Source organism: Cupriavidus sp. MEYA8, assembly GCF_059278825.1.
This window is the reverse complement of record NZ_CM181221.1, coordinates 1,240,727-1,263,925: the sequence shown is the minus strand read 5'-3', so window position 1 is coordinate 1,263,925 and position 23,199 is coordinate 1,240,727. Positions and strand designations below refer to the sequence as shown.

Sequence of the window (23,199 nt, the reverse complement as noted above, 5' to 3'; positions counted from 1 at the left end):
GATTAAATCGCTCTCCAATGGGAAATTTCTGTTCTCGGAGCCGAATCTTGATCCTGGACAGGACGCAACCTCCGCCCAAGCGTTTCAATATCCATAGAAGAAACTTTCACTTTGCGGACACGCGCCAACTCGGTACATTAGCTGGGTGATCCGCCACACGGCCGGCCGCATGCCGGACCACGCTCGGCCCCAACCCGTCATCGCGCAGGCGCTGCGATGCCGATATCGCGAGGATAAAGAGATGCTGAAGAAGACCGTTTCGACCCTGATCGTTGCAGCATTCGCCGCTGTGGGTGCGACGCAGGTTTATGCGCAGAAGAACTACACCGAGGGCGGCGACCTCTACGGCGGCAGCCACACCAAGAAGCAGGCCAGCCCGAACCAGAACCCGGCGAAGTCGGGCAAGTTCGATCCCTACACCGATGGCGCCAAGCAGTCGACGCGCTCCGACCTGACCAACTCGGGCAAGAAGTTCGACCCGAACACCGACGGCGCCAAGGCCGGCAAGTACGATCCGTACACCGACGGTGCCAAGACCGGCAAGTACGATCCGTACACCGATGGCGCCAAGGCGCCCGCCAGCCAGGGCGACAAGGCACAATAAGCCCGCACTGCCCAGGCAAGACAGCCCGCTTCGGCGGGCTGTTTGCATTGTTGCGTACGCGTTTCAGGCAGCCAGCGCCTGCGCCGGCTGTGGGGGCTGCATCGTGCCGCGATCGCGGAAGCCGACGTGCCAGGACAGCGCCTCTTCCAGCAAGTGAGGCGTGTGGCCACCGTGGGCGCCGGCGCGGCGGAAATAATCGCCCAGCAATTCGCGGTATTGCGGGTCGGCGCAATTGGCGATGACGGTGTGCGCGCGCTCGCGCGGCGCCAGGCCGCGCAGGTCGGCCAGGCCATGCTCGGTGACGATGATGTCGACGTCGTGCTCGGTGTGGTCCACGTGCGCCACCATCGGCACGATGCTGGAGACATCGCCGCCCTTGGCCACCGACTTGGTCACGAACACCGACAGGTGCGCATTGCGCGCAAAGTCGCCGGAGCCACCGATGCCGTTCATCATGTGCGTGCCGCCCACGTGCGTGGAATTGACGTTGCCGTAGATGTCGCACTCCAGCGCGGTGTTGATGGTGATCAGCCCCAGCCGGCGCAGGATCTCTGGATGGTTGCTGATCTCCTGCGGGCGCAGCAGCAGCCGCGAGCGGTAGCGGTCCAGGTTCGACAGAAAGCGCTGGTAGACCTCGCGCGTCAGCGTCACCGACGATGCCGAGGCGAACGACAGCCGGCCCGCATCGAGCAACTCGATGGTGCTGTCCTGCAGCACCTCGGAATACATCTTCAGGTCGCGGAACGGCGAGTCGACCAGCCCGTGCAGCACGGCGTTGGCAATGGTGCCGATGCCGGCCTGCAGCGGCTGCAGCGACGGCGACAGCTTGCCCGCGCGCACTTCGCGCAGCAGGAAGTCATTGAGGTGGCCGGCGATGCTGCGCGTCTCGTCGTCCGGAGGCAGCGCATTGGAGGGGCTGTCGTCCTTGGCGGTGATGACGATGGCGGCAATCTTTGCCGGATCGATCGGGATATACGGCAGTCCGATGCGCTGTTCCGGCGCGATCAGCGGGATCGGCTGCCGGTACGGGCGGTGGACCGGGAAATAGATGTCGTGCAGCCCCTCCAGCTCCAGCGGCATGTTCATGTTGATTTCGACAATCACCTTGCGCGCCAGCATGGCAAAGCTGGCCGAATTGCCCACCGAGGTGCTGGGGATGATGCCGCCCTGCTCGGTGATCGCGACAGCCTCGACCACCGCCACGTCCACCGGCGCGATCTGGCCGGAACGCAGCTGCTCGACGGTTTCGGACAGGTGCTGGTCGATGAACATCACTTCGCCGGCGTTGATCTTGCGGCGCAGCGTGGCATCGGACTGGAACGGCAGCCGGCGCGCGATCACGTCGGCCTCGGCCAGCACGCGGTCGATGTCGTTGCCGAGCGAGGCGCCGGTCATCAGGGTAATGCGCAGTGGCTCGGTCGCCGCACGCCGCGCCAGCGCGAACGGGACTTCCTTGCAGTCGCCCGCGCGGGTGAAACCGCTCATGCCTACGGTCATGCCGTCGCGGATCAGCGCGGCGGCTTCGTCGGCCGAGACTACCTTGTCATGCAGCCTGGCCAGGCGAATGCGTTCCTTGTACATCCATATCTCCGGTCTGGCGGCGCAGGCCCTTGCCCATGCCGCTCGCCCCGCGCCTTGTTTGCCGAAGGCTGGCGTTGTGGGGTCTCCGGCTCGCAGTGTAGCCAGCCGCCCCCATTCCGGCTGTGATTTAAAGTCATGGGCAGCAGTCGCTTTCCTCATAGGCGGCGGCAGTGCCAGCGACCTTCGCTCCACTAACTGCAGCCAGAGTCTCAGGGCATACCCGCAATGTCACAAAAATGGCAAAAGTTTCTGGTACTGTCTCGCCCTATCGGTTGAAGGGGCCCGCCAGAGAGGTCCAGCAACCGTGCCGCCCGGGCCGGCCATGCTCGGCCCATCAACCCGTTGCACCAGCGTGACGGGTGCCTGCAGCATCGTAGTGGCGGCAAATTTAAAATCAGGAGACGCCATTCATGCAGCCCAGACCTCTCGAACCCAACGAGCCGGTCGTCCTTGCACTGGTCGACGCCGTCACCGCCTGGCAAGACGCCCTGGAACAGACCCTCTCCGCCTCTGGCCTGACTTACGCCAAATGGCTGTTGCTGCGCGCGATCAAGCGCGGCGACTTCGTACGCGGCGCCCCGTTGCCGGGCGCCATGCCGATCGACGTTCCGCAGTCCGAACTGCTGCTGCATGAACTGCGTCGCGACGGCTGGATCGAGCATGCCGAAGCCACCACGCCGTCCATCGCCGACACCGCCGCGAGCCGCCTCGAACGCGTTTCGCAGGCGCTCAGCGCGCTGCACAGCGTGTCGGTGGCACCGTTCAACCCCCAGGAGCGCGTGGCGCTGGGCAGCCTGCTGGAACGGATGAAGCTCCGGCTGAACGACCACACCATGCGCCAGATCCGGGTGGGCGGCGAAGCCGCTCGCCAGGACAGGCTGGCGAGTGCAGGCGGTACCGGCGCTACTGCCGGCGGGATTGCCCCGCAGGGCGGCGCGCCGGCGCCCTGCGCCTCCTGCACGGGACTGCCCCCGGTCGCGCATCGCCCGGCCTCTTGTCCCACCCTCGCCAGCGCGCGCTTCTGAGGCGCGTAGCCAGGCCGGTTGCCGCCCCTTCTGCAGGCGGGCCGGCCGCACTGTCCGGATCGTTCGCTTTCTTCGCGACTTTATCCCGCCAGGTGCGCTGATTTTTCCTAAAGTATGAGCATGCCCCGGCACATGCCCGACCGGGCGGCGAATTGCCGCGCGGGCCGCGCGAGCCGCGTCGTCTATCGATACCGCGAGGAGAGATCATGCCGCAGGAGAACGAAGACAAAGTCGCGCACCTGCTGGACGAACTGCTTGCCTTTGCGCGGGAGCGGCTGCCGGCGGCCACCTTCAGCGCCGCCGAGCCCTTCCTGCGGCACTACTACGACCAGGCTGACCTCGACGACCTGCTGCACTGCGAAGTCGCCGACCTGTATGGCGCCGTGATGGCGCACTGGCAGACCGCGCAGAAGTTCGTCCCCGGCAGCGCGCGCATCCGCATCTACAACCCCACGCTGGAAGAGCATGGCTGGCACTCCGACCATACCGTGGTCGAGATCGTCAACGACGACATGCCCTTCCTGGTCGACTCAGTGACCATGGAGATCAACCGGCAAGGATTGGCGTTGCATTCGGCCATCCACCCGGTGTTCCGCGTCTGGCGCAGCGCCGCCGGCGGGATCGAGCGCATCGCACTGGGCGGCGCCGGCGAGCCCGGCGACAATTCGCGCCTGGAATCCTTCATCCACTTCGAGGTCGACCGCAGCGGCGAGGCCGCGCGGCTGGAAGCGCTGCGCAGCGGCATCGCGCGCGTGCTGGGCGACGTGCGCGCCGCGGTCGAAGACTGGCCGGCGATGTGCGACATCACCCAGGCCACCATCGCCGCACTGGCGCAGGCGCCTGACGCCGCCTCCCCTGACAGCACCGAGGCCCGCGCCTTCCTGGAATGGATGATGGACGACCATTTCACCTTCCTCGGCCAGCGCGACTACCAGCTGGTGGCGCAGGAAGGGCGCTATTTCCTGCGCGGCGTACCGGGCTCGGGCGCGGGCATCCTGCGCGAGAGCCTGCGCGAGCCGGACGCCGATGACCTGACGCCACTGCCCGCCGCGGCCACCGCCATCATCGAAGGCCCCTCGCCGATCTTCGTCACCAAGGCCAACTCGCGCGCCAGCGTGCACCGGCCGGGCTATCTCGACTATATCGGTGTCAAGCTGCTGGATGCACAGGGCCAGCTATTTGGCGAGCGCCGCTTCGTGGGCCTGTACACCTCGACCGCGTACACGGCGCCGATCGCCGAGATCCCGCTGGTGCGGCGCAAGTGCGCCAATATCCTGGCGCGCGCCGGCTTCCTCACCAAGGGTCACCTGTACAAGTCGCTGGTCACGATCCTCGAGCAATATCCGCGCGACGAACTGTTCCAGGCGAGCGAAGACGAACTGTTCAGCATTACCACCGGCATCCTGCGGCTGCAGGAGCACCAGCGCACGCGGCTGTTCGTGCGGCGCGACCGTTTCGACCGCTTTGTCTCGTGCCTGGTGTTCGTGCCGCGCGACAAGTACAACACCGACCTGCGCCAGAAGATCCAGAAGCTTCTGACCGCGGCCTTCCACGGCACCAGTTGCGAATTCACGCCGCTGCTGTCGGAATCGCCGCTGGCACGCATCCAGCTGACCGTGCGCGGCGAGCCGGGCACGATGCCGCATGTCGATACCGCCGAACTGGAACAGCGCATCGTCCATGCCAGCCGCCGCTGGCAGGACGACCTTGCCGAAGCGCTGCACGAGAGCCACGGCGAAGAACAAGGCAACCGGCTGCTGCAGCGCTACGGCGGCTCGTTCCCCGCGGGCTACCGCGAAGACTACCCCGCCCGGACCGCGGTGCGCGACATCGAGCTGATGGAGCACGCGCTGCGCGCCCACCACAGCGCGCGCGGCATGGCCATGAACCTGTACCGGCCGATCGAGGCCGCGCCGGGCGCGTTCCGCTTCAAGGTCTACCGCGCCGGCGAGCCGATCGCGCTGTCGCACAGCCTGCCCATGCTCGAACACCTGGGCGTGCGGGTGGACGAAGAGCGCCCCTACTTGATCGAGCCCGACAGCGGCGCGCCGGTGTGGGTGCATGATTTCGGGCTGGAGATCGCCGACAGCGGCGGCGCGGCGGACTTCGATATCGCGCGCGTCAAGGCGCTGTTCGAAGACGCCTTTGCGCGCGCCTGGCATGGCGAGATCGAGAACGACGACCTCAACCGGCTGGTGCTGCGCGCCGAGATGGCCGCGCGCGACGTCACCATCCTGCGGGCCTATGCACGCTATTTGCGCCAGGTGGGCTCGACCTTCAGCGATGCCTATATCGAACGCGCGCTGACCGGCAATGCGGGCATCGCGGCGATGCTGGTCGCGCTGTTCATCGCGCGCTTCGACACCGTGAGCCAGGTGGCTGCCGATACCGCGCGCCAGGCACGCTGCGACAAGCTGCTGGCCGAGATCGAGGCCGCGCTCGACAAGGTGCCCAACCTCGACGAGGACCGCATCCTGCGGCTCTTCCTGGGCGTGATCCAGGCCACGGTGCGCACCAACTACTTCCACCGCAGCGACGACGGCCAGCCGCGTCCCTACGTGTCGTTCAAGTTCAACCCGGCGCTGGTGCCGGGGCTGCCCGAGCCGCGGCCGATGTTCGAGATCTGGGTCTATTCGCCGCGGGTCGAGGGTGTGCACCTGCGCGGCGGCCGCGTGGCGCGCGGCGGGCTGCGCTGGTCCGACCGCCGCGAAGACTTCCGCACCGAGGTGCTGGGGCTGATGAAGGCGCAGATGGTGAAGAACACGGTGATCGTGCCGGTAGGCTCCAAGGGCGGCTTCGTGGTCAAGCGCCCGCCGCCGCCGACCGACCGCGATGCCTTCCTGCAGGAAGGCATCGCCTGCTACCAGACTTTCCTGCGCGGGCTGCTGGACCTGACCGACAACCTTGTCGGCGGGCAGCTGGTGCCGCCGCCCGACGTGGTGCGGCACGACGACAACGATCCCTACCTGGTGGTGGCGGCCGACAAGGGCACCGCCACGTTCTCCGACTTCGCCAATGCGATTTCCGCCGAGTATGGCTTCTGGCTCGACGATGCCTTTGCCTCCGGCGGCTCGGTCGGTTACGACCACAAGAAGATGGGCATCACCGCGCGCGGAGCGTGGGAATCGGTCAAGCGGCATTTCCGCGAGATGGGCGTCGATATCCAGACCACCGACTTCACCGTCGCCGGCGTCGGCGACATGTCGGGCGACGTGTTCGGCAACGGCATGCTGCTGTCGCCGCATATCAAGCTGGTAGCCGCCTTCGACCACCGTCACATCTTCCTTGACCCCGACCCGGATCCCGCGCGCACGCTGGAGGAACGCACGCGGCTGTTCAGTCTGCCGCGCTCGAGCTGGGCCGACTACGACGCCACGCTGATCTCCGCCGGCGGCGGCATCTTCCCGCGCACCGCCAAGACCATCGCGCTGACGCCGCAGGTGCAGGCGGTGCTCGGCGTCACGGCCAGCGCGCTGTCGCCGGCCGAGCTGATCCACGCCATCCTGATGGCGCCGGTCGACCTGCTCTACAACGGCGGCATTGGCACTTACGTCAAGTCGAGCCAGGAAACGCATCTGCAGGCCGGCGACCGTACCAACGACGCGGTGCGCGTCAATGGCAATGAACTGCGCTGCAAGGTGGTCGGCGAAGGCGGCAACTTGGGTTTCACCCAGCTGGGCCGCATCGAGTTCGCGCGCAAGGGCGGCCGCATCAACACCGATGCCATCGACAACTCCGCCGGCGTGGACTGCTCCGACCATGAGGTCAATATCAAGATCCTGCTGGGCCTGGTGATGGCCGACGGCGAGATGACCGAGAAGCAGCGCAACAAGCTGCTCGCCGAGATGACCGACGAGGTCGGCCTGCTGGTGCTGCAGGACAACTACTACCAGACCCAGGCGCTGTCGGTGGCCGGGCGCCACGCCACGGCGCTGCTCGACGGCGAGGCGCGGCTGGTGCGCTGGCTGGAGCGCGCCGGCCGGCTGAACCGGGCGCTGGAATTCCTGCCTTCGGACGAAGAGATCGCCGAGCGCAAGCTGGCGGGCGAAGGGCTCACGTCGCCCGAGCGCGCGGTGCTGCTGGCCTACAGCAAGATGTGGCTGTACGACGCGCTGCTCGATTCCGACGTGCCCGAAGACCCGCTGGTCGGCGGCCTGCTGGCCGATTACTTCCCGGTGCCGCTGCGCCAGCGCCATGGCGATACCATGCATCGCCACCCGCTGCGGCGCGAGATCCTGTCGACGCACCTGACCAACATGCTGGTCAACCGCATCGGCGCTACCTTCGTGCACCGGATCATGGAAGAAACCGACGCGCGCCCCGCCGACATCGTGCGCGCCTGCCTGATTGCGCGCGACGTGTTCGGGCTGACCGCGCTGTGGCAGGAGATCGATGCGCTGGACAACCGCGTGCCCGATGCCGAGCAGGCACGCATGTTCGGCCAGGTGGCGGTGCTGCTGGAGCGGGCCTGCCTGTGGTTTATCCGCTATCTACGCAGCGGCGGCCAGGCCAGCGCCGAGCTGGCGCGCTTTACGCAGGCGGCGCAGTGGCTGGTGCCGCAGTTGCCCCAGCTGCTGCCGCCCGCCGATGCGGCGGCGCTGGCGGAGCATGCCAGGACCTTTTCCGATGCAGGTGTCGACGAGGCGCTCGCCTTGCGCGTTGCCGGCAGCGAGATCTCGGCGGCGGCGTTGGATATCGCCGAAGTGGCCAACGCGTGCGAGCGCAGCCTCGACCTCGTTGCGGGGGTGTATTTCGCGCTGGACAGCCACCTGAGCTTCAGCTGGCTGCGCGAGCGTGCGCTGGCGCTGCCTTCTGACACGCACTGGGACCTGCTGGCGCGCACCACCACGCTCGAAGACCTGGGCCGGCTCAAGCGTGCGCTGACGGTCAGCGTGCTGTCGCAGCAGGGAGAACTGGAATCGCCGGAAGCGATGATCGATGCCTGGCGTGCCAGCCGCCATGGCGCGCTGGAACGCTTTACGCGCATGCTGGCCGACCAGCGCGCATCGGGTGCGGCGGGACTGTCGATGCTGTCGGTCGCGGTGCGCGAGATCGGGATGCTCGAGCGCGGCTAGCGCGCCATGCGTGGCGCGGGCGAGGCGCGCTTATTCGTCCGCGCTGCCTTCGTCGCCGCTGTCGTCATCGCCGTCGAGGTCGGTGTCGAGACCGTCATCGTCCTGGCGGGCGCGCAGCTCCAGCCCGAGCAGCACCAGCAGCTCGAAGGCATCTGACAACAGGTGCTTCTGCCGGGGCAGCAGGCTGGCGTAAGGCATGTCGTAGATCGACTGGTGCGCGGCGCGCTGCCCCTTCAGGCCGCGGTCGCGCGCAATATCCGACAGCAGCGCGGCAAACCCGGACAGGTCCTGCGCCGCCAGCGCCGAATTCAATACCTTGGCGATGACTTCCGGGGAAGCGTTCGCCCAGCCCATGCGTTCAGCATTGGAAGCGGAATCTTGAGGGAAGTCGGCAAAGTCCATTTTGTGTTTAACGGTCTCGCCCAATGGAGCTTAAGTCGGCAGCCATGTGAATTTGACCCCACATGCGTGGGGTTCTGCACAGGCTCGCCGCGCCGATACAGCTAGCGCGCTGCCGGCTTCGCGGCTACCTGCCGATAGACCGTGGTGCCGTCACGCGCGGTGCGGGCTTCGACATAGTTGCGGGCGCCGCATTGCGGGCAGCGGAATACCGGCCCCTGCCCTTCGTTGCGGATCTGCACCTCGTCCGGCTCCCAGCGCGCGCCGCAAGCCTGGTTCCCACAAACAAACATGAACTCTCCTGAAAATTGAAAATTAAGGGCCCAATAGCGGCCCGCTCAACCATTGCGTTGCACCCACTGCCGCGCCCATGAAATCGCCGCGGCGCGGGCATCCTCCGGCGTGGCGTGCGTGGTCGGCGGCGCGCCGCCTTCCAGCACGACGGCGCCGGACTCCCAAATATCGCACAACGCCTTGAAACGTCCCGGCCCCAGCGCGTGGCAGAACACGTGGATGACAAAGCCGCGATACTCGACCACGTCGGTCGCGTCATCGGTCAGCGCGCGATCGGCGGTGGCATTGGATGGCACCACCGGCGCGTCCACACGCGGCTCCGGCCTGCCTCGCGCCGGACTTGCCCGCAGCAACGCCGCGCAGGCACCGCCCAGCGCCGCACCGATGGCCACGCCCAGGCCAAACCAGCAAGCCCTGCTTTTACACTGCGCCATCGGCATTCCCTGTCAGCGGCCTCCTGCCGGTCATCCTGTCACCCGCGCAAGACCGCCGGCAGCGTGCGCGGTATTGCTTTCAGAAGGTTATACCAATCCGGAAGAAGGCCATTGGCGGCGCGCGGTGCGCTGAAATAAGAATTCGGAACGTGACCAGACCGCGGGCGGCGACTATACTGTATATTCATACAGTAATCAGCAGGCGTCCTGCATCTGGCCGCGCTGCCGCATGGTCCTTGCCATAATGCCCCTGTACCAGTCCGATTCCATCCTGCTCGAGGCCTTTTATTTCGGCGACGATGCCGAATCCCTGCGCCTGCCCTGCGGCAGCGTCAGCATTGACGCCGGCGCCATCATCGTCCACGGCATCGAGCCCAACCTGCTGTGGTCGCTGCGCTGGACGCCCGATTTTCTCTCGTTCGAAGCGCACGGCACGCATCACCGCTATCCGGTCAGCCGCCCTGCGCTGGTCGGCCCCGCGCAGGCACGCTTCGCCCTGCTTTAAGCTATCGCTTCCGCCCGCCATGCCCTGCCGACACCGACATGCCAGACCGCAGCCTTGCCGCCAACGAACTGATCCGCACGCTTGAACTAAAGCCGCACCCGGAAGGCGGCTTCTACCGCGAAACCTACCGCAGCGAAAAACGCGTCGTGTGCGCCGACCAGCGTACGCGCGAAGCCAGCACCGCGATCTACTACATGCTGTGCGGCAACGACTTTTCCGCATGGCACCGCATCTGTTCCGACGAGTTGTGGCATTTCCACGCCGGGTCGCCGGTAGACGTGCACAGCATCGCCGACGGCGGCATCGTCACGCAGCGTCTCGGCGATCCGTTGCGCCACGACGGTGCGTCATTCCAGGCGATGGTGCCCGCGGGCCGATGGTTCGCCGCGGAACGCGTGGACCTTGGCGACGGCGTCGACTTTGCGCTGGTCGGTTGCACCGTGGCGCCGGCCTTCCAGTTCAGCGAGTTCGAACTGGCCGATGCAGCCGCGCTTGCGGGCCTGGCAAGCGGGCACGACGCCCTGCTGCGCCGGCTCTCGCGATAGCGCGCGGCAAAAAAACAGCCCACCGCGGCGGGGTGCGGGCGGGCCGTCAGCACTGCGGCGCCAGTCTACGCCGTCACCGCGCGCGCCCATCGGCAAAGAACCCGGGTAGCCCACCGCTTTTTCCTCCGACAGTCCGCACAGAGCGCTATACTGTATATCCATACAGTACTTCTTCTGTGCGCCCTATGTCACCCGAACCCGCCAACTGCCCCGTCTGCGGCGCCGCTGCCGAGCGCCTGCGTGCCGCGCCGCGCAGCTACCGCTACACCTGCCCCAGCTGCGGCATTTTCCAGATCAGCTCACGCGCGCTGACCTGCCGCCCCGGCCTGCCGGCCTCGGCGCGCGAGGATATCCGCCGGCTGCGCGCCTACGGCCACCTGCCGCTGCTGGACCTGACCCGGGACGGCGTCAGCATCAGTCCTGGCAGGCCCTGACCGATGGGCAACAACAAGCGCGCGTCCCGCTGCCACGTGCCGGCAGCGGCACCCGACAGCTACCCCGTCCCCGGGGCCAACGGCATCCTGGGCCGCATCCCCGGCCACTACATTGCCGCCGCGCTGGGTACGCTTGGCCCCGCCACGCGCGACGGTCCCGCCCACCGCGAAGTGCTGCTCGAAGCCGGCCATGCCGGCACCGTGCGGCTGTTTATCGAAAGGAAGCAGGCACGCCATGGCCGGTACACGCATTACTACTGGTCCGCATACCGCGCCGAGCCCGAGTGAGCAAGCGAATCGGAAGGCGGCACCGGCGGGCGCCAGCGGTTTGCGTCGCAAGAAGACGCGATCCGTCCTCCGTCGTAATCAGGACTAAAAACGGGACTAAAAACAGGACTAAAGCAGGAAGGACGCCATCGTCCGGTCATGCCATGGCCGCAGCCAGAACATTCACTACACGCGTAATGCGGAAACGGTTGCGGCGAAGGTCGCGTTCATGAACGCTTGCATTCAACCTTCTCTTCATACTCTCCGTCCTCATCCCATTTACGCTCGATCAGGCACGGACCGTCGCGATACTTTTCCTTGTGCTCATAGCCGCGCGGACCGCCCTTGCACTTGCGCTCTTCCTTGTATTCGCCATCCCGCTTGACCTCGCGCTCGATCTTGCAGGGGCCGCTGCGGAATTTCTCCTTGTACTCGCCGCCGGCATGGGAAACCGGTGAGCCAATCAGGCAGGAGAAGATGACGATAGGGGTAAGGTGTATGCGTGCCATGGGAACGACCTGCGCAGGGGATGACCGAGCATAACAACAGCCGCTGCCAGCGGCTGTATCAAAGCGTTACGCCTCGTCACATCCGTGCGCCCCGATGCGGACGCATGGCAATGCGATGCAAGCCATGGCAAACGAAATCGGATCATTGCAGGCGATGACTCGCAAAGAAAAAACCCGCTTGGCTTTCACCAAGCGGGTTTCTTGTTCTGGTCGGGGCGAGAGGATTTGAACCTCCGACCACCTGCACCCCATGCAGGTACGCTACCAGGCTGCGCTACGCCCCGAAAGAAGAAGATTATATCAGAAGCATTTCCCGTATGACTAGCTCCGGAAGCACAAATTATCCGGGCTTCGCGATCTCGCGCAGCTGCGCGAGCAGGTGCTGCACCTCGACCAGTTCGTTGCGCAGACCGGCTACATCGATCGACAAGGCTGCCGGGCTTTCCTCGCGGCGTTCGTCAGCGGGTTCCGCCGCGGCGGCAGTGTGATGACGGCCTTCGTCGAGCCGGTTGCGCGCGCCGTTGATGGTGAAGCCTTGCTCGTACAGCAGCTCGCGGATGCGCCGGATCAGCAGCACCTCATGGTGCTGGTAGTAGCGGCGGTTGCCGCGGCGCTTGACCGGCTTGAGCTGCGTGAACTCCTGCTCCCAGTAGCGCAGGACATGCGGCTTGACGGCGCAAAGCTCGCTCACCTCACCGATGGTGAAGTAGCGCTTGGCCGGGATCGGCGGCAACGCGATGCGTTCGCTGGATTTGTCCGACATGCAGTGTGTAGACGAGCGTCAGGCCATGCCGGCCATGAGGTTGGCGCGCAGGGTTTTGCGCGCCCAGAAGGATACCGATGCAGGCCTGCGGAGGCAATCCGCCTTTCGGGTGATGCGTGACGTGGCGAAGCGTCAGCCGGCGATGTCCGCGCGCTCTTCCACCAGGCCCTTGAGCTTCTGGCTGGCGTGGAACGTCACGACCCGGCGCGCGGTGATCGGAATCACTTCACCGGTCTTGGGATTGCGGCCGGGACGCTGCGGCTTGTCACGCAACTGGAAATTGCCGAAGCCGGACAGCTTGACGCTGTCGCCCTGCTCCAGCGCTTCGCGGATGACGTCGAAGAAAGCTTCGACCATGTCCTTCGATTCGCGCTTGTTCAGGCCGACCTGGTCGAACAGCATCTCGGCAAGTTCGGCCTTGGTCAGCGTGGGAACTTCGGGCGCGCGGGTATCCGGCGTCGCGTCGTCAAGGGTGGAAGCCTGCCGGTCGCTCATGTCACCCAGTGCTGCAGCGGTCATGGAATTCGCGTCTCGATCATTCATGTCGATCGCTCTAGTGTCTGTCTGGCGATCCGCCCGGGGCAAGGCCCGGGCGCCCTTGTTTATCGTAAGCCGTCGCTAGTAGCGTCAGTCTAGCCACGCAGCCGGGCCTGGAAGGCCTCTGTCAGCGCGTCGACCATGGAGCGCACTGCGCTGTCGACGGTTTCGTCCTGGAGGGTCGACCCAGTATCTTGCAAGGTCACCCGGAACGCAAGGCTTTTCTCGTCCGCGCCGATGGCGGCCGAAGCGGCCTTGGGACGGAACTCGTCGAACAGCGCGAGGCTCTGGCAGAAGCGGCCATAGCCCTGCTTTTCCAGCGCCGCGCGCATGGTGTCGAGCATGTCCTGCACGCGTACCGATTGCTTCACCACCACGGCCAGGTCGCGCACGGCGGCCGGGAACTTGGAGATTTCGGTGTACGTGGGCAGGCCGGTCTCGCGCAGTGCGTCGAGCTCCAGTTCGAACAGCACCGGCGCGTGCTGCAGCTCGTATTCCTGCAACCAGCGCGGATGCAGTTCACCGACCACGCCAACCGGCTTGCCATCGACCAGCACGCGCGCGGCGCGGCCGGGATGCAGCGCCGGGTGCGACACCGGCTCGAAGCGCGGCACGCGCGGATGGAACAGTGCCTCGACATCGCCCTTGACGTCGAAGAAGTCGACGTTGCGCGTGGCGATGCCCCACTGCTCTTCAAACGCCGGGCCGTAGGCGATGCCCGCGGCCATCATCGGCTGGTGGTAGCCGGCCACCGTCAGGCCGCCGTCCTGCACGTTCTCGTCGCGATGGAACACACGGCCCACCTCGAACATGCGCACGCGCGCGGCCTTGCGGTTCAGGTTGTAGCGCACCTTGTCGACCAGGCCGCCGACCAGCGACGAACGCATCACGGCCAGCTGGCTGGCGATCGGGTTGAGCAGGCGGATCGGCTTGTCGTTGGCGGCGAAGTCGCGTTCCCATTTCTCTTCGACGAAGGCGAAGTTGATGACTTCCTGGTAGTCGCGCGCAGCCAGCGCGTGGCGCACCACATGCGTCGAGCGGCGGGCTTCGTTGGTCGGGCGCATTTCGCTTTCGGCGATCGGCGGACGCGCCGGGATGCGCTCGAAGCCGTAGATACGCGCGACTTCCTCGATCAGGTCCTCCTCGATCTCGACGTCGAAGCGGTAGCTCGGCGGCGTGACCTCGAACACGTCGCCTTCGGCGCCTTGCACGCGCGTGAACGGCAGCTGCAGGCGCTGGAACACGTCGGCGATGGCGGCCGGCGACAGCTCGATGCCGAGCACGCGCTCGGCGCGCGCCACGCGCAGGCTGACCGGCTTGCGCACGGGCAGGTTGACCACGTGGTCGTCCACCGGGCCGGCCTGGCCGCCGCAGATCTCGAGGATCAGCGCGGTGATGCGCTCGATATGCTCGACCGTGGTGGCGTAGTCCACGCCGCGCTCGAAGCGATGGCCGGCGTCGGTCGAGAAGTTGTAGCGGCGGCTGCGGCCCTGGATCGCGGCCGGCCACCAGAATGCGGCTTCGAGGTAGATGTCGGTGGTGTCCAGCGTGACGGCGGTGCTGTCGCCGCCCATGATGCCGGCCAGGCTCTCGATCTCCTTCTCGTCGGCGATCACGCCGACCTGTTCGTCGACCTCGATGGTGTTGCCGTTCAGCAGCTTGATCTGCTCGCCCTTGCGGCCCCAGCGCACGTCCAGGCCACCGTGGATCTTGTGCAGGTCGAACACGTGCGACGGACGGCCCAGCTCCAGCATCACGTAGTTCGAGATATCGACCAGCGCGGACACGCTGCGCTGGCCCGAGCGCTCCAGGCGCTGCACCATCCACAGCGGCGTGACGGCACGCGCATTGACGCCGCGGATGACGCGGCCGGAGAAACGGCCGCACAGGTCGGGCGCCGACACCTTTACCGGCAGCTTGTCCTGGATCGTCACCGGCACCGGCTTCATGTCGGGCAGGTTCAGCGCGGCACCGGTCAGCGCCGACACTTCGCGCGCGACGCCGTGGATCGACAGGCAGTCCGCCTTGTTGGGCGTCAGCTTGATGACGAAGACCTGGTCATCCAGGTCCAGGTACTCGCGGATGTTCTGGCCGACTGGCGCGTCTTCCGGCAGCACCAGCAGGCCGCCGTGCTCCTCGGACAGCTTCAGTTCGCGCGCCGAGCACAGCATGCCGTAGCTCTCCACGCCACGCAGCTTGCCGACCTTGATCTCGAACGGCTGGCCGCCGTCCTCTGCCGGCGGCAGCACCGCGCCGACCAGTGCGCACGGCACCTTGATGCCGGGCTTGACGTTGGGCGCACCGCAGACGATCTGCAGGGTCTCGCCGGTGCCGGCATCGACCTGGCACACGTTGAGGCGGTCGGCATTGGGATGGCGCTCGGTCGACAGCACGTGCGCGACCACCACCTTGTCGAACGGCGGCGCGACCGGGCCCACCTCTTCCACTTCCAGCCCGGCCATAGTCAGGCTGTGCGACAGCGCGTCGGTGGAGATCTTTTCAGGGTTGGCGAAGGTGCGAAGCCAGGATTCCGAGAATTGCATGGCGCTTCTGATCCGGTAAGTATTCTGTGTAGTCGGTGACGAGTGATGCGGCGGCTGAATCAGTCCCGCGTCAAGCGAACTGGCGCAGGAAGCGCACGTCGCCCTCGAAGAACAGGCGCAGGTCGTTGATGCCGTAGCGCAGCATGGTCAGGCGCTCGAGGCCGGAGCCGAACGCGAAACCGATATAGCGCTCGGGATCGAGGCCCATGTTGCGCAGCACGTTCGGGTGCACCTGGCCCGAACCGGATATTTCCAGCCATTTCCCATTGCCAAAGGCCATGTCGATTTCCGCCGACGGCTCGGTGAACGGGAAGTACGACGGGCGGAAGCGCACCTGGATGTCATCGCGCTCGAAGAACTTGCGCAGGAAATCGGTGTACACGCCCTTCAGGTCGGCAAAGCTGACGTCCTCGCCGATCCACAAGCCTTCGACCTGGTTGAACATCGGCGAGTGCGTGGCATCGCTGTCGACGCGGTAGGTACGGCCCGGGCAGATCACCTTGATCGGCGGCATCGCCTTGCCCGCGTACTTCTCCACGTGCATCTTGGCGTAGCGCACCTGCATCGGGCTGGTGTGCGTGCGCAGCAGCAGGAGCTTGTCGTCGCTGTCGCGGCCATCGACGTAGAAGGTGTCCTGCATCGAACGCGCCGGATGGTTGTCCGGGTTGTTCAGCGCGGTGAAGTTCATCCAGTCGGTTTCGATCTCGGGGCCGTCGGCCACGTCGAAGCCGATCGAGCCGAAGATCTGCTCGACACGCTCCCACGTGCGCATCACCGGATGCAGGCTGCCGCGGGCGACCGCGCGGCCCGGCAGCGTGACGTCGATGGCTTCGGCGGCCAGGCGCGCGTTCATCAGCGCGTCGGCCAGCGCCTGGCGTCGCGCCTGCAGCGCGGCTTCCACCTGCTGCTTGACCTGGTTGATGCGCGCGCCCTCGCTCTTGCGGGTCTCCGGGTCGAGCTTGCCGAGGCCCTTGAGCAGTTCGGTCAGCGCGCCGGTCTTGCCCAGGAAGCGGGCCTTTTCGTTTTCCAGCGTGGCGTTGTCATTGGCGGCGGCGAAAGCGGCCTGGGCGTCAGCGACGATTTGGTCCAGATCCTGAGACATGGCGGCGGTCGTGGAGTGTTCTGACGTCGGCGGAACAATGTCAAAAAACAAAGCCGGCGCGACGTGGGTTGGCACTGCGTGCGGTATGCGTTTCCGGATGCCGTCTCGATAACAAACGCAAGACGGCATCCGGAACTGCAAATAAAAACGGGGCTCGGTGAGGAGCCCCGTTTCAGCGGACCTTGCGGTCGGCGGTCGACCTTGCGGTCGGTGCTTGCCCGGCGGCGCTTACGCGCCGCCGCAGCCGGCATCAGGCAACGGTGGCTTTCACCTGGTTGACGATGGCGGCAAAGGCAGGCTTGTCGTGAATAGCCATGTCCGACAGCACCTTGCGGTCCAGTTCAATCGAGGCCTTCTTCAGACCGTTCATGAACACGCTGTAGGTCATGCCATGCTCACGCGTCGCGGCATTGATACGCGCAATCCACAGGGCGCGGAACACGCGCTTCTTGTTGCGGCGATCGCGGTACGCGTACTGGCCAGCACGCATGACCGCCTGCTTGGCGATGCGATAGACATTATTGCGACGGCCGCGGTAACCCTTGGCAGCGTCGATGACTTTCTTGTGACGGGCCCGTGCAGTGACCCCACGCTTTACTCGAGGCATGTAATTCTCCTTTCGTTATCGTCAGGGGTTATGCGTAAGGCATCATCGCGCGCACCGACTTCAGGTTCGTCTCATGGACGTCCTGAGTACCGCGCAGTTGACGCTTGTTCTTGGTGGTCTTCTTGGTCAGGATGTGACGCTTGAAGGCCTGGCCACGCTTGAACGAACCGTTCGGACGGGCAGTAAAGCGCTTGGAAGCGCTTTTCTTCGTCTTCATCTTCGGCATGAAAAACTCCAGCTCATATGACATGCATGCAGGTGGCCGGCTCACGCCGACGCTTGCAAGACCCGCATCCACTTGTTGTTGCACGACGCCCTTGCGGGCGCGCGCGACTTCCGCACGAAGCAACGCCGGAATGCGCTGGCATCCCGGCCGCTGCACCGCGCAAGAATTACTTCTTCTTCTTGGGGGCGAGCACCATCACCATCTGGCGCCCTTCCATCTTCGGCATCTGCTCGACCTGGCCGATCTCTTCCAGATCCGCCTTCAGGCGTTCGAGCATGCGCGCGCCGATTTCCTGGTGGGCCATCTCGCGACCACGGAACCGCAGCGTGATCTTGGTCTTGTCGCCATCTTCCAGGAAGCGCTTCAGGTTGCGCAGCTTGACGTTGTAGTCGCCATCATCCGTACCCGGCCGGAACTTGACTTCCTTGACCTGGATGATTTTCTGCTTCAGCTTGGCCTCGTGGGCGCGCTTGGCTTCCTCGTACTTGAACTTCCCGTAATCCATGATCCGGGCGACGGGCGGAGTCGCGTTGGGCGCGATCTCCACCAGGTCCAAGTCCTTGTCCTCAGCCAGCCGCAGAGCGTCCATGAACTTGACGATGCCGAGCTGCTCGTTATCAACCCCTACCAGGCGCAATTCAGGCGCGCTGATTTCCCGGTTGATGCGATGACCTTTGTCCGTAGCGATGTTGCGTTACCTCAAGAAGACAAAAAAACAAGCCGTGCTCACCACCCTCAGGCTTTGCTGGCGACGTCGTGTTGCAGACGCTCAACAAACGCGGAGACGGGCATCACACCCAGATCCACGTTGCCACGGGCACGCACGGCCACTTGATTGGCATCCCGTTCCTTGTCGCCCACCACTAGCAGGTAGGGAACCTTCTGAAGGGAATGCTCGCGGATTTTATACGTAATTTTCTCGTTGCGCAAATCGGCCTTGGCCCTAAACCCTTGTTTTTGCAGCAATTGCACGACGTTTTCGGCGTATTCTGCCTGCGAATCCGCAATATTCATGACCACGACCTGGTCCGGGGCCAGCCAGGCGGGCAGCGCGCCGGCATGGTTTTCCAGCAGGATGCCCAGGAAGCGCTCGAAGGAGCCCAGGATCGCACGATGCAGCATGACCGGGCGCTTACGCGAGTTGTCCTCGGAGACGTACTCGGCACCCAGGCGCTCCGGCAGCACCAGGTCGAGCTGCAACGTGCCGCATTGCCACGAGCGGCCGATTGCGTCCTTGATGTGGTACTCGACCTTCGGGCCATAGAATGCGCCCTCGCCCGGCAGCTCCTCCCATTCCACGCCGCAGGCGCGCAGCGCCAGGCGCAGGCCTTCCTCGGCGTGGTCCCAGACCTCGTCCGAGCCGGCGCGCTGGTCGGGGCGCAGCGACAGCTTCACCGAAACGTTCTTGAAGCCGAAGTCGTCGTAGACCGAGAACGCCAGTTCATTGAAGGCCTTCGCTTCCGCGACGATCTGCTCTTCCGTGCAGAAGATGTGGGCATCGTCCTGCACAAAGCCGCGCACGCGCATCAGGCCATGCAGCGCGCCCGAAGGCTCGTTGCGATGGCAGGCGCCGAACTCGGCCAGGCGCAGCGGCAGGTCGCGGTACGAACGCAGGCCGTGATTGAAGATCTGCACGTGGCCCGGGCAGTTCATCGGCTTGATCGCGTAGTCGTGTTTTTCCGACTCCGTGACAAACATGTTCTCTTTGTAGTTCTGCCAGTGGCCGGACTTTTCCCAGAGCGAACGGTCCATCACCTGCGGCGTGCGCACTTCGTCATAGCCGGCGTCGCCCAGGCGGCCGCGCATGTATTGCTCGACGGCCTGCCACACCTGCCAGCCCTTCGGGTGCCAGAACACCATGCCGGGCGCCTCTTCCTGCAGGTGGAACAGGTCGAGCGTCTTGCCCAGCTTGCGGTGGTCGCGCTTCTCGGCCTCTTCCAGCATGTGCAGGTAGGCTTCCTGGTCTTCCTTCCTGGCCCAGGCCGTACCGTAGACACGCTGCAGCATCTCGTTGCTGGAGTCGCCGCGCCAGTAGGCGCCGGCCACCTTCATCAGCTTGAAGACCTTGAGCTTGCCCGTCGACGGCACGTGCGGGCCGCGGCACAGGTCGACGAAATTGCCTTCGCGGTACAGGCCGATTTCCTGGTCGGCCGGGATCGAGGCGATGATCTCTGCCTTGTACTTCTCGCCCATCGACTCGAACAGCGCCACTGCCTCATCGCGGTTCCACACCTCGCGCGTGACCTTCTCGTCCTTGCGGGAGAGTTCCGTCATCTTCTTCTCGATGGCCGCGAGGTCTTCCGGCGTGAAGGGACGCTTGTAGGCGAAGTCGTAGTAGAAGCCGTTCTCGATCACCGGCCCGATCGTAACCTGCGCTTCCGGATACAGTTCCTTGACGGCATAGGCCAGCAAGTGCGCCGTGGAGTGGCGGATGACGTCGACGCCGTCGGCGTCCTTGTCCGTGACGATGGCCAGCTGGGCGTCGTCTTCGATCTTGTAGCTCGTGTCGACCAGCTTGCCGTCCACCTTGCCGGCCAGCGCGGCCTTGGCCAGGCCGGAGCCGATGCTCTGCGCCACTTCGGCAACCGTCACCGGGCCCGGAAACTCGCGGCGGGACCCATCCGGCAGCGTGATTGCGATCATTTGGACTCTCCAGGATTCCGCCGGCGGCGCGCTGCGCATGGGCCGGGCGGATCAAACTGCATCTTGCGGGCACCGGTCCGCGGCTGCGCGACCCGGCGATTGTTCGATTGCTTTTTGCCGCACACATCGCTCCGCCGAAGCGCGCGAGAGCGGCAGCTTATCAGGCTGCTGGCAGGCGACAGGCGAAAAAAAACGCGGCCAAGGCCGCGTTTCTCTTTGTCAAACCCGTTTCAACCGGGTCGGAAGGCGCACCTCGACTACTGTCGCTTGCCAGCGGTAGTAGTTCGCGGTGTCATGAACATGATGCCTTTCCGTTCCATTTCAGGTTGAATCGGACTTGCCGCACTTCGTTGTTACTGCAATTCGTTGGTAGGCTCGATTGGACTCGAACCAACGACCCCCACCATGTCAAGGTGGTGCTCTAACCAGCTGAGCTACGAGCCTAGCAAAGACGCAAGTATAGCATCACTTTCTTTTTGCCTGCAATACCCCCTGCACCTCTTCGATCAGCGACAGCGCGCGCTGCAACTGCGTGGCCTCCGATACCTCCGCGGTGAACTGCATGCGTGCCACGCCCTTGCTCGACAACGTCTTTACGCCGGTGACGTTGATCTTCTCGCGCGACAGCACTTCCGAGATATCGCGCAGCAGCCCTTGCCGGTCGATGGCTTCGACATGGATGTCGACCGGATAGACCGCGGCATGGCTCTTCTTGCCCCACTCGGTCTGGATGACCCGCTCCGGCGCGCGCGCCGACAGCTGCTGGAAGGTATGGCAGTTGCGCCGATGGATCGACACCCCGCGTCCGCGCGTGACAAAGCCGACGATATCGTCCGGCGGCGCCGGCTTGCAGCAGCGCGACATCTGCGTCATCAGCGAATCCACGCCCACCACCAGCACGCCGCTCTTGGCGCCGCGCGCCACGCTGGTGGCGCGGCTCTTCTTGGTGACGGCGTCTTCCTCGCTGAGCGATGCCTGGATTTCGCCTTCCGGGTGGCGCAGCGCATGCTCGACATGGCGCAGGCTGAACTCGTCCTTGGCCACCGCGGCGAACAGGTCGTCGGGCGTCTTGAAGTTCAGCCGCGCGGCCAGATCTTCCAGCTTGACCGCGGTCTTGCCCTCGCGCTGCAGGGTCTTGTCGATCAGCGCGCGGCCCTGCGCGATGGTCTCCTGCGAATCCAGCGCGTTGAACCACGCCCGCACCTTGGCGCGCGCACGGCTGCTGGCCAGGTAGCCAAGCTCCGCATTGAGCCAGTCGCGCGACGGCCCGCCCTGCTTGACCGCGATGATCTCGACGGTCTGGCCGTTCTTCAGCGTGGTATTCAGCGGCACCATGGTGCCGTCCACGCGCGCGCCGCGGCAGCGGTGGCCGAGGTCGCTGTGCAGGTAATAGGCAAAGTCCAGCGGCGTGGCGCCCTGCGGCAGCGCCACCACGCGCGCCTGCGGCGTCAGCACATAGATGTGGTCGTCGATCGCCGCGTGCTTGATCTGCTCCCACTCGTCATGCGCCACGCTGTGGTCGGCATCGTCCTTCCATGCCAGCAGCTGGCGCAGCCAGGCGATCTTCTCGTCGTAGCGTTCGCTGGCGGAGAACTGCCCACCGTAGCCCTTGCTGCCCGCTTCCTTGTAGCGCCAGTGGGCCGCGACGCCGTATTCGGCGAAGTGGTGCATCTCGTGCGTGCGGATCTGCACCTCGAAGGCGCGGCCGTCATCGCCGATCACCACCGTGTGCAGCGACTTGTAGCCGTTGGCCTTGGGCCGCGAGATGTAGTCGTCGAACTCGCGCGGGATCGGCTGCCAGATATGGTGGACGATACCCAGCACCGTATAGCAGTCCTTGATATCGTCGACGATCACGCGGAAGGCGCGCACATCGTACAGGTCGGCAAAATCCAGCTCCTTGCCGCGCATCTTCTTCCAGATGCTGTAGATGTGCTTGGGCCGGCCGCTCACTTCGGCACGGATGCCCGCGGCCGTCAGCTCGGACTGCAGCCGCGCGATGGCGCCGGCGATATAGCCTTCGCGCTCGATGCGCTTTTCGTCCAGCAGCCTGGCGATGCGCTTGTAGGTGTCGGGCTGCTCGAAGCGGAACGCCAGGTCTTCCAGCTCCCACTTCATCTGCCAGATACCGAGGCGGTTGGCCAGCGGCGCGTAGATGTCGAGCGTTTCGCGCGCCACGCCGGCGGTCGGCGTGTGCTTGGTCTCGGCCAGCCAGCGCAGCGTCTGCAGACGCGAGGCCAGCCGCACCAGCACCACGCGGATGTCCTGCGCGAATGCGAGCAGCATTTTGCGCAGCGCCTCGACCTGCTCGTGGCGCGCCTGCGCCTCGTTCTTCGACGGCGTGGCCGCTTCCACATCGGGGCGATTGCCGGCGATGGCACCGATGCGCAGCAGCTGCCGCACACCGTTGACCAGCCGCGCCACTTCTTCGCCGAAGCGCGGCTCGATCTCGGCTTCGGTGTCGGGCACGAATGCCGCCAACCCGAACAGGCAGGCGGCCGCGCGCGCGGCATCGTCCACGCGCAGGCCATCGAGGATGCGCAGCATCCCCTCAGCGTGCGACTGCACCGTCTCGCCCGTAGGCAGCGCCACGCCGGCGCCGTGCTCGCGCACGTACGCCAGCGCACGGCCCACCAGTTCAGCATCCGGAATGCCTGCGATCCGGCCAGCCAGGTCGGTCGACGTCACCATGTCCCTACGCCTGCATCAGTTGAGCGCAGCGGTCACCACCACTTCGATCAGGTAATCGGGATTGGCCAGGCGGGCTTCCACCGTGGCGCGCGGGGGCGTGTTGCCTTGCGGCACCCAGGCGTCCCAGACCTCGTTCATCTCGCCGATCAGGTCGACGTTGGCGAGGAAGATCTGGCACGACAGGATGCGGGTCTTGTCGCTGCCGGCCTCGGCCAGCAGGCGGTCGATATGGCCGAGCACCTCGCGCGTCTGGCCGCGGATATCGGCCTTAGGGTCGACCTCGGGCACCTGCCCGGCCAGGTAGACCACGCCGTTGTAGACCGCATATTCGGACAAACGCTTGCCCACGTGGGCGCGCTTCAGTTCAAGGTTACTCATGACAATGCGTTGATCGATAAAAATACAGGTCCGCCGC

22 protein-coding genes and 2 tRNA genes are annotated in these 23,199 nt (G+C 65.4%); 7 read left to right on the top strand and 17 right to left on the bottom strand.

Annotated features, from left to right (window positions below):
* Positions 1 to 241 precede the first annotated feature (241 nt).
* Positions 242 to 604, top strand: coding sequence for a hypothetical protein (locus tag AC5WJ1_RS05900; RefSeq protein ID WP_494476406.1), 363 nt, complete (start codon positions 242 to 244; stop codon positions 602 to 604).
* Between the two features lie 63 nt (positions 605 to 667).
* Here AC5WJ1_RS05900 and scpC read toward each other — a convergent pair whose 3' ends face one another.
* The gene (gene scpC, locus AC5WJ1_RS05895; protein WP_135704995.1) at positions 668 to 2,185 is read right to left on the bottom strand and encodes a succinyl-CoA:acetate CoA-transferase ScpC; all 1,518 of its coding nucleotides are present in this window, start codon (positions 2,183 to 2,185) and stop codon (positions 668 to 670) included.
* A 410-nt stretch (positions 2,186 to 2,595) separates the two neighbouring features.
* On the opposite strand from scpC, the gene AC5WJ1_RS05890 reads away from it, so the two are divergent.
* Together AC5WJ1_RS05890 and AC5WJ1_RS05885 are read left to right on the top strand one after the other, a co-directional pair.
* On the top strand, positions 2,596 to 3,210 hold the full coding sequence (locus AC5WJ1_RS05890) for a winged helix DNA-binding protein (protein WP_195429548.1): 615 nt from the start codon (positions 2,596 to 2,598) through the stop codon (positions 3,208 to 3,210).
* Positions 3,211 to 3,416: 206 nt separating this feature from the next.
* A complete protein-coding gene (locus tag AC5WJ1_RS05885) occupies positions 3,417 to 8,285 on the top strand; it encodes an NAD-glutamate dehydrogenase (protein ID WP_135704993.1) in 4,869 nt (1,622 codons plus the stop codon).
* A gap of 30 nt (positions 8,286 to 8,315) precedes the next feature.
* On the opposite strand, the gene AC5WJ1_RS05880 is transcribed toward AC5WJ1_RS05885, so the two are convergent.
* The 3 genes from AC5WJ1_RS05880 to AC5WJ1_RS05870 all read right to left on the bottom strand — a co-directional run bounded on the left by AC5WJ1_RS05880 (position 8,316) and on the right by AC5WJ1_RS05870 (position 9,412).
* A complete protein-coding gene (locus tag AC5WJ1_RS05880; RefSeq protein ID WP_494476405.1) occupies positions 8,316 to 8,687 on the bottom strand; it encodes a hypothetical protein in 372 nt (123 codons plus the stop codon).
* 101 nt (positions 8,688 to 8,788) lie between these two features.
* Positions 8,789 to 8,977, bottom strand: coding sequence for a hypothetical protein (locus tag AC5WJ1_RS05875; RefSeq protein WP_133097437.1), 189 nt, complete (start codon positions 8,975 to 8,977; stop codon positions 8,789 to 8,791).
* Positions 8,978 to 9,022: 45 nt separating this feature from the next.
* Positions 9,023 to 9,412 carry a DUF6566 family protein gene (locus tag AC5WJ1_RS05870; protein ID WP_133097438.1) on the bottom strand — a complete coding sequence of 130 codons (390 nt, stop codon included), beginning with the start codon at positions 9,410 to 9,412 and terminating at the stop codon, positions 9,023 to 9,025.
* A gap of 229 nt (positions 9,413 to 9,641) precedes the next feature.
* Between AC5WJ1_RS05870 and AC5WJ1_RS05865 the strand changes: the two genes are divergently transcribed.
* From AC5WJ1_RS05865 to AC5WJ1_RS05850, 4 genes are all read left to right on the top strand, one after another.
* Positions 9,642 to 9,917 (top strand): hypothetical protein, encoded by a 276-nt coding sequence (locus AC5WJ1_RS05865; RefSeq protein WP_240745948.1) that lies wholly within the window; start codon positions 9,642 to 9,644, stop codon positions 9,915 to 9,917.
* Positions 9,918 to 9,955: 38 nt separating this feature from the next.
* Positions 9,956 to 10,462: a cupin domain-containing protein gene (locus AC5WJ1_RS05860; protein WP_135704992.1), complete on the top strand. Its 507-nt coding sequence runs from the start codon at positions 9,956 to 9,958 to the stop codon at positions 10,460 to 10,462.
* A gap of 185 nt (positions 10,463 to 10,647) precedes the next feature.
* Complete coding sequence (locus tag AC5WJ1_RS05855) at positions 10,648 to 10,896, top strand: hypothetical protein (protein ID WP_133097440.1); 249 nt, start codon at positions 10,648 to 10,650, stop codon at positions 10,894 to 10,896.
* Between the two features lie 3 nt (positions 10,897 to 10,899).
* Complete coding sequence (locus AC5WJ1_RS05850) at positions 10,900 to 11,184, top strand: hypothetical protein (protein ID WP_133097441.1); 285 nt, start codon at positions 10,900 to 10,902, stop codon at positions 11,182 to 11,184.
* A 206-nt stretch (positions 11,185 to 11,390) separates the two neighbouring features.
* Here the strand turns inward: AC5WJ1_RS05850 and AC5WJ1_RS05845 are convergent, their stop codons facing one another.
* From AC5WJ1_RS05845 to AC5WJ1_RS05785, 13 genes are all read right to left on the bottom strand, one after another.
* On the bottom strand, positions 11,391 to 11,672 hold the full coding sequence (locus AC5WJ1_RS05845) for a hypothetical protein (protein ID WP_240745947.1): 282 nt from the start codon (positions 11,670 to 11,672) through the stop codon (positions 11,391 to 11,393).
* 207 nt (positions 11,673 to 11,879) lie between these two features.
* Positions 11,880 to 11,956, bottom strand: a tRNA-Pro gene (locus AC5WJ1_RS05840).
* A 56-nt stretch (positions 11,957 to 12,012) separates the two neighbouring features.
* On the bottom strand, positions 12,013 to 12,435 hold the full coding sequence (locus AC5WJ1_RS05835; RefSeq protein WP_133097442.1) for a MerR family transcriptional regulator: 423 nt from the start codon (positions 12,433 to 12,435) through the stop codon (positions 12,013 to 12,015).
* A 132-nt stretch (positions 12,436 to 12,567) separates the two neighbouring features.
* Positions 12,568 to 12,978 (bottom strand): integration host factor subunit alpha, encoded by a 411-nt coding sequence (locus AC5WJ1_RS05830; RefSeq protein WP_063238522.1) that lies wholly within the window; start codon positions 12,976 to 12,978, stop codon positions 12,568 to 12,570.
* Positions 12,979 to 13,067: 89 nt separating this feature from the next.
* On the bottom strand, positions 13,068 to 15,515 hold the full coding sequence (gene pheT / locus AC5WJ1_RS05825; protein WP_195429550.1) for a phenylalanine--tRNA ligase subunit beta: 2,448 nt from the start codon (positions 15,513 to 15,515) through the stop codon (positions 13,068 to 13,070).
* A 70-nt stretch (positions 15,516 to 15,585) separates the two neighbouring features.
* Entirely contained in the window at positions 15,586 to 16,617 is a 1,032-nt protein-coding gene (gene pheS, locus AC5WJ1_RS05820; RefSeq protein ID WP_029047729.1) for a phenylalanine--tRNA ligase subunit alpha, read from the bottom strand.
* Positions 16,618 to 16,867: 250 nt separating this feature from the next.
* Positions 16,868 to 17,224, bottom strand: coding sequence for a 50S ribosomal protein L20 (rplT, locus tag AC5WJ1_RS05815; protein ID WP_008650487.1), 357 nt, complete (start codon positions 17,222 to 17,224; stop codon positions 16,868 to 16,870).
* Positions 17,225 to 17,252: 28 nt separating this feature from the next.
* A complete protein-coding gene (gene rpmI, locus AC5WJ1_RS05810; protein WP_006575466.1) occupies positions 17,253 to 17,450 on the bottom strand; it encodes a 50S ribosomal protein L35 in 198 nt (65 codons plus the stop codon).
* A 166-nt stretch (positions 17,451 to 17,616) separates the two neighbouring features.
* A complete protein-coding gene (infC, locus tag AC5WJ1_RS05805; protein WP_081479471.1) occupies positions 17,617 to 18,138 on the bottom strand; it encodes a translation initiation factor IF-3 in 522 nt (173 codons plus the stop codon).
* Between the two features lie 47 nt (positions 18,139 to 18,185).
* Entirely contained in the window at positions 18,186 to 20,093 is a 1,908-nt protein-coding gene (thrS, locus tag AC5WJ1_RS05800; protein ID WP_135704990.1) for a threonine--tRNA ligase, read from the bottom strand.
* A gap of 367 nt (positions 20,094 to 20,460) precedes the next feature.
* Positions 20,461 to 20,537 (bottom strand) — tRNA-Val (locus AC5WJ1_RS05795).
* Between the two features lie 21 nt (positions 20,538 to 20,558).
* The gene (locus AC5WJ1_RS05790) at positions 20,559 to 22,784 is read right to left on the bottom strand and encodes a RelA/SpoT family protein (RefSeq protein WP_494476404.1); all 2,226 of its coding nucleotides are present in this window, start codon (positions 22,782 to 22,784) and stop codon (positions 20,559 to 20,561) included.
* 15 nt (positions 22,785 to 22,799) lie between these two features.
* Positions 22,800 to 23,162, bottom strand: coding sequence for a RidA family protein (locus AC5WJ1_RS05785; RefSeq protein WP_135704988.1), 363 nt, complete (start codon positions 23,160 to 23,162; stop codon positions 22,800 to 22,802).
* Positions 23,163 to 23,199: the final 37 nt, after the last annotated feature.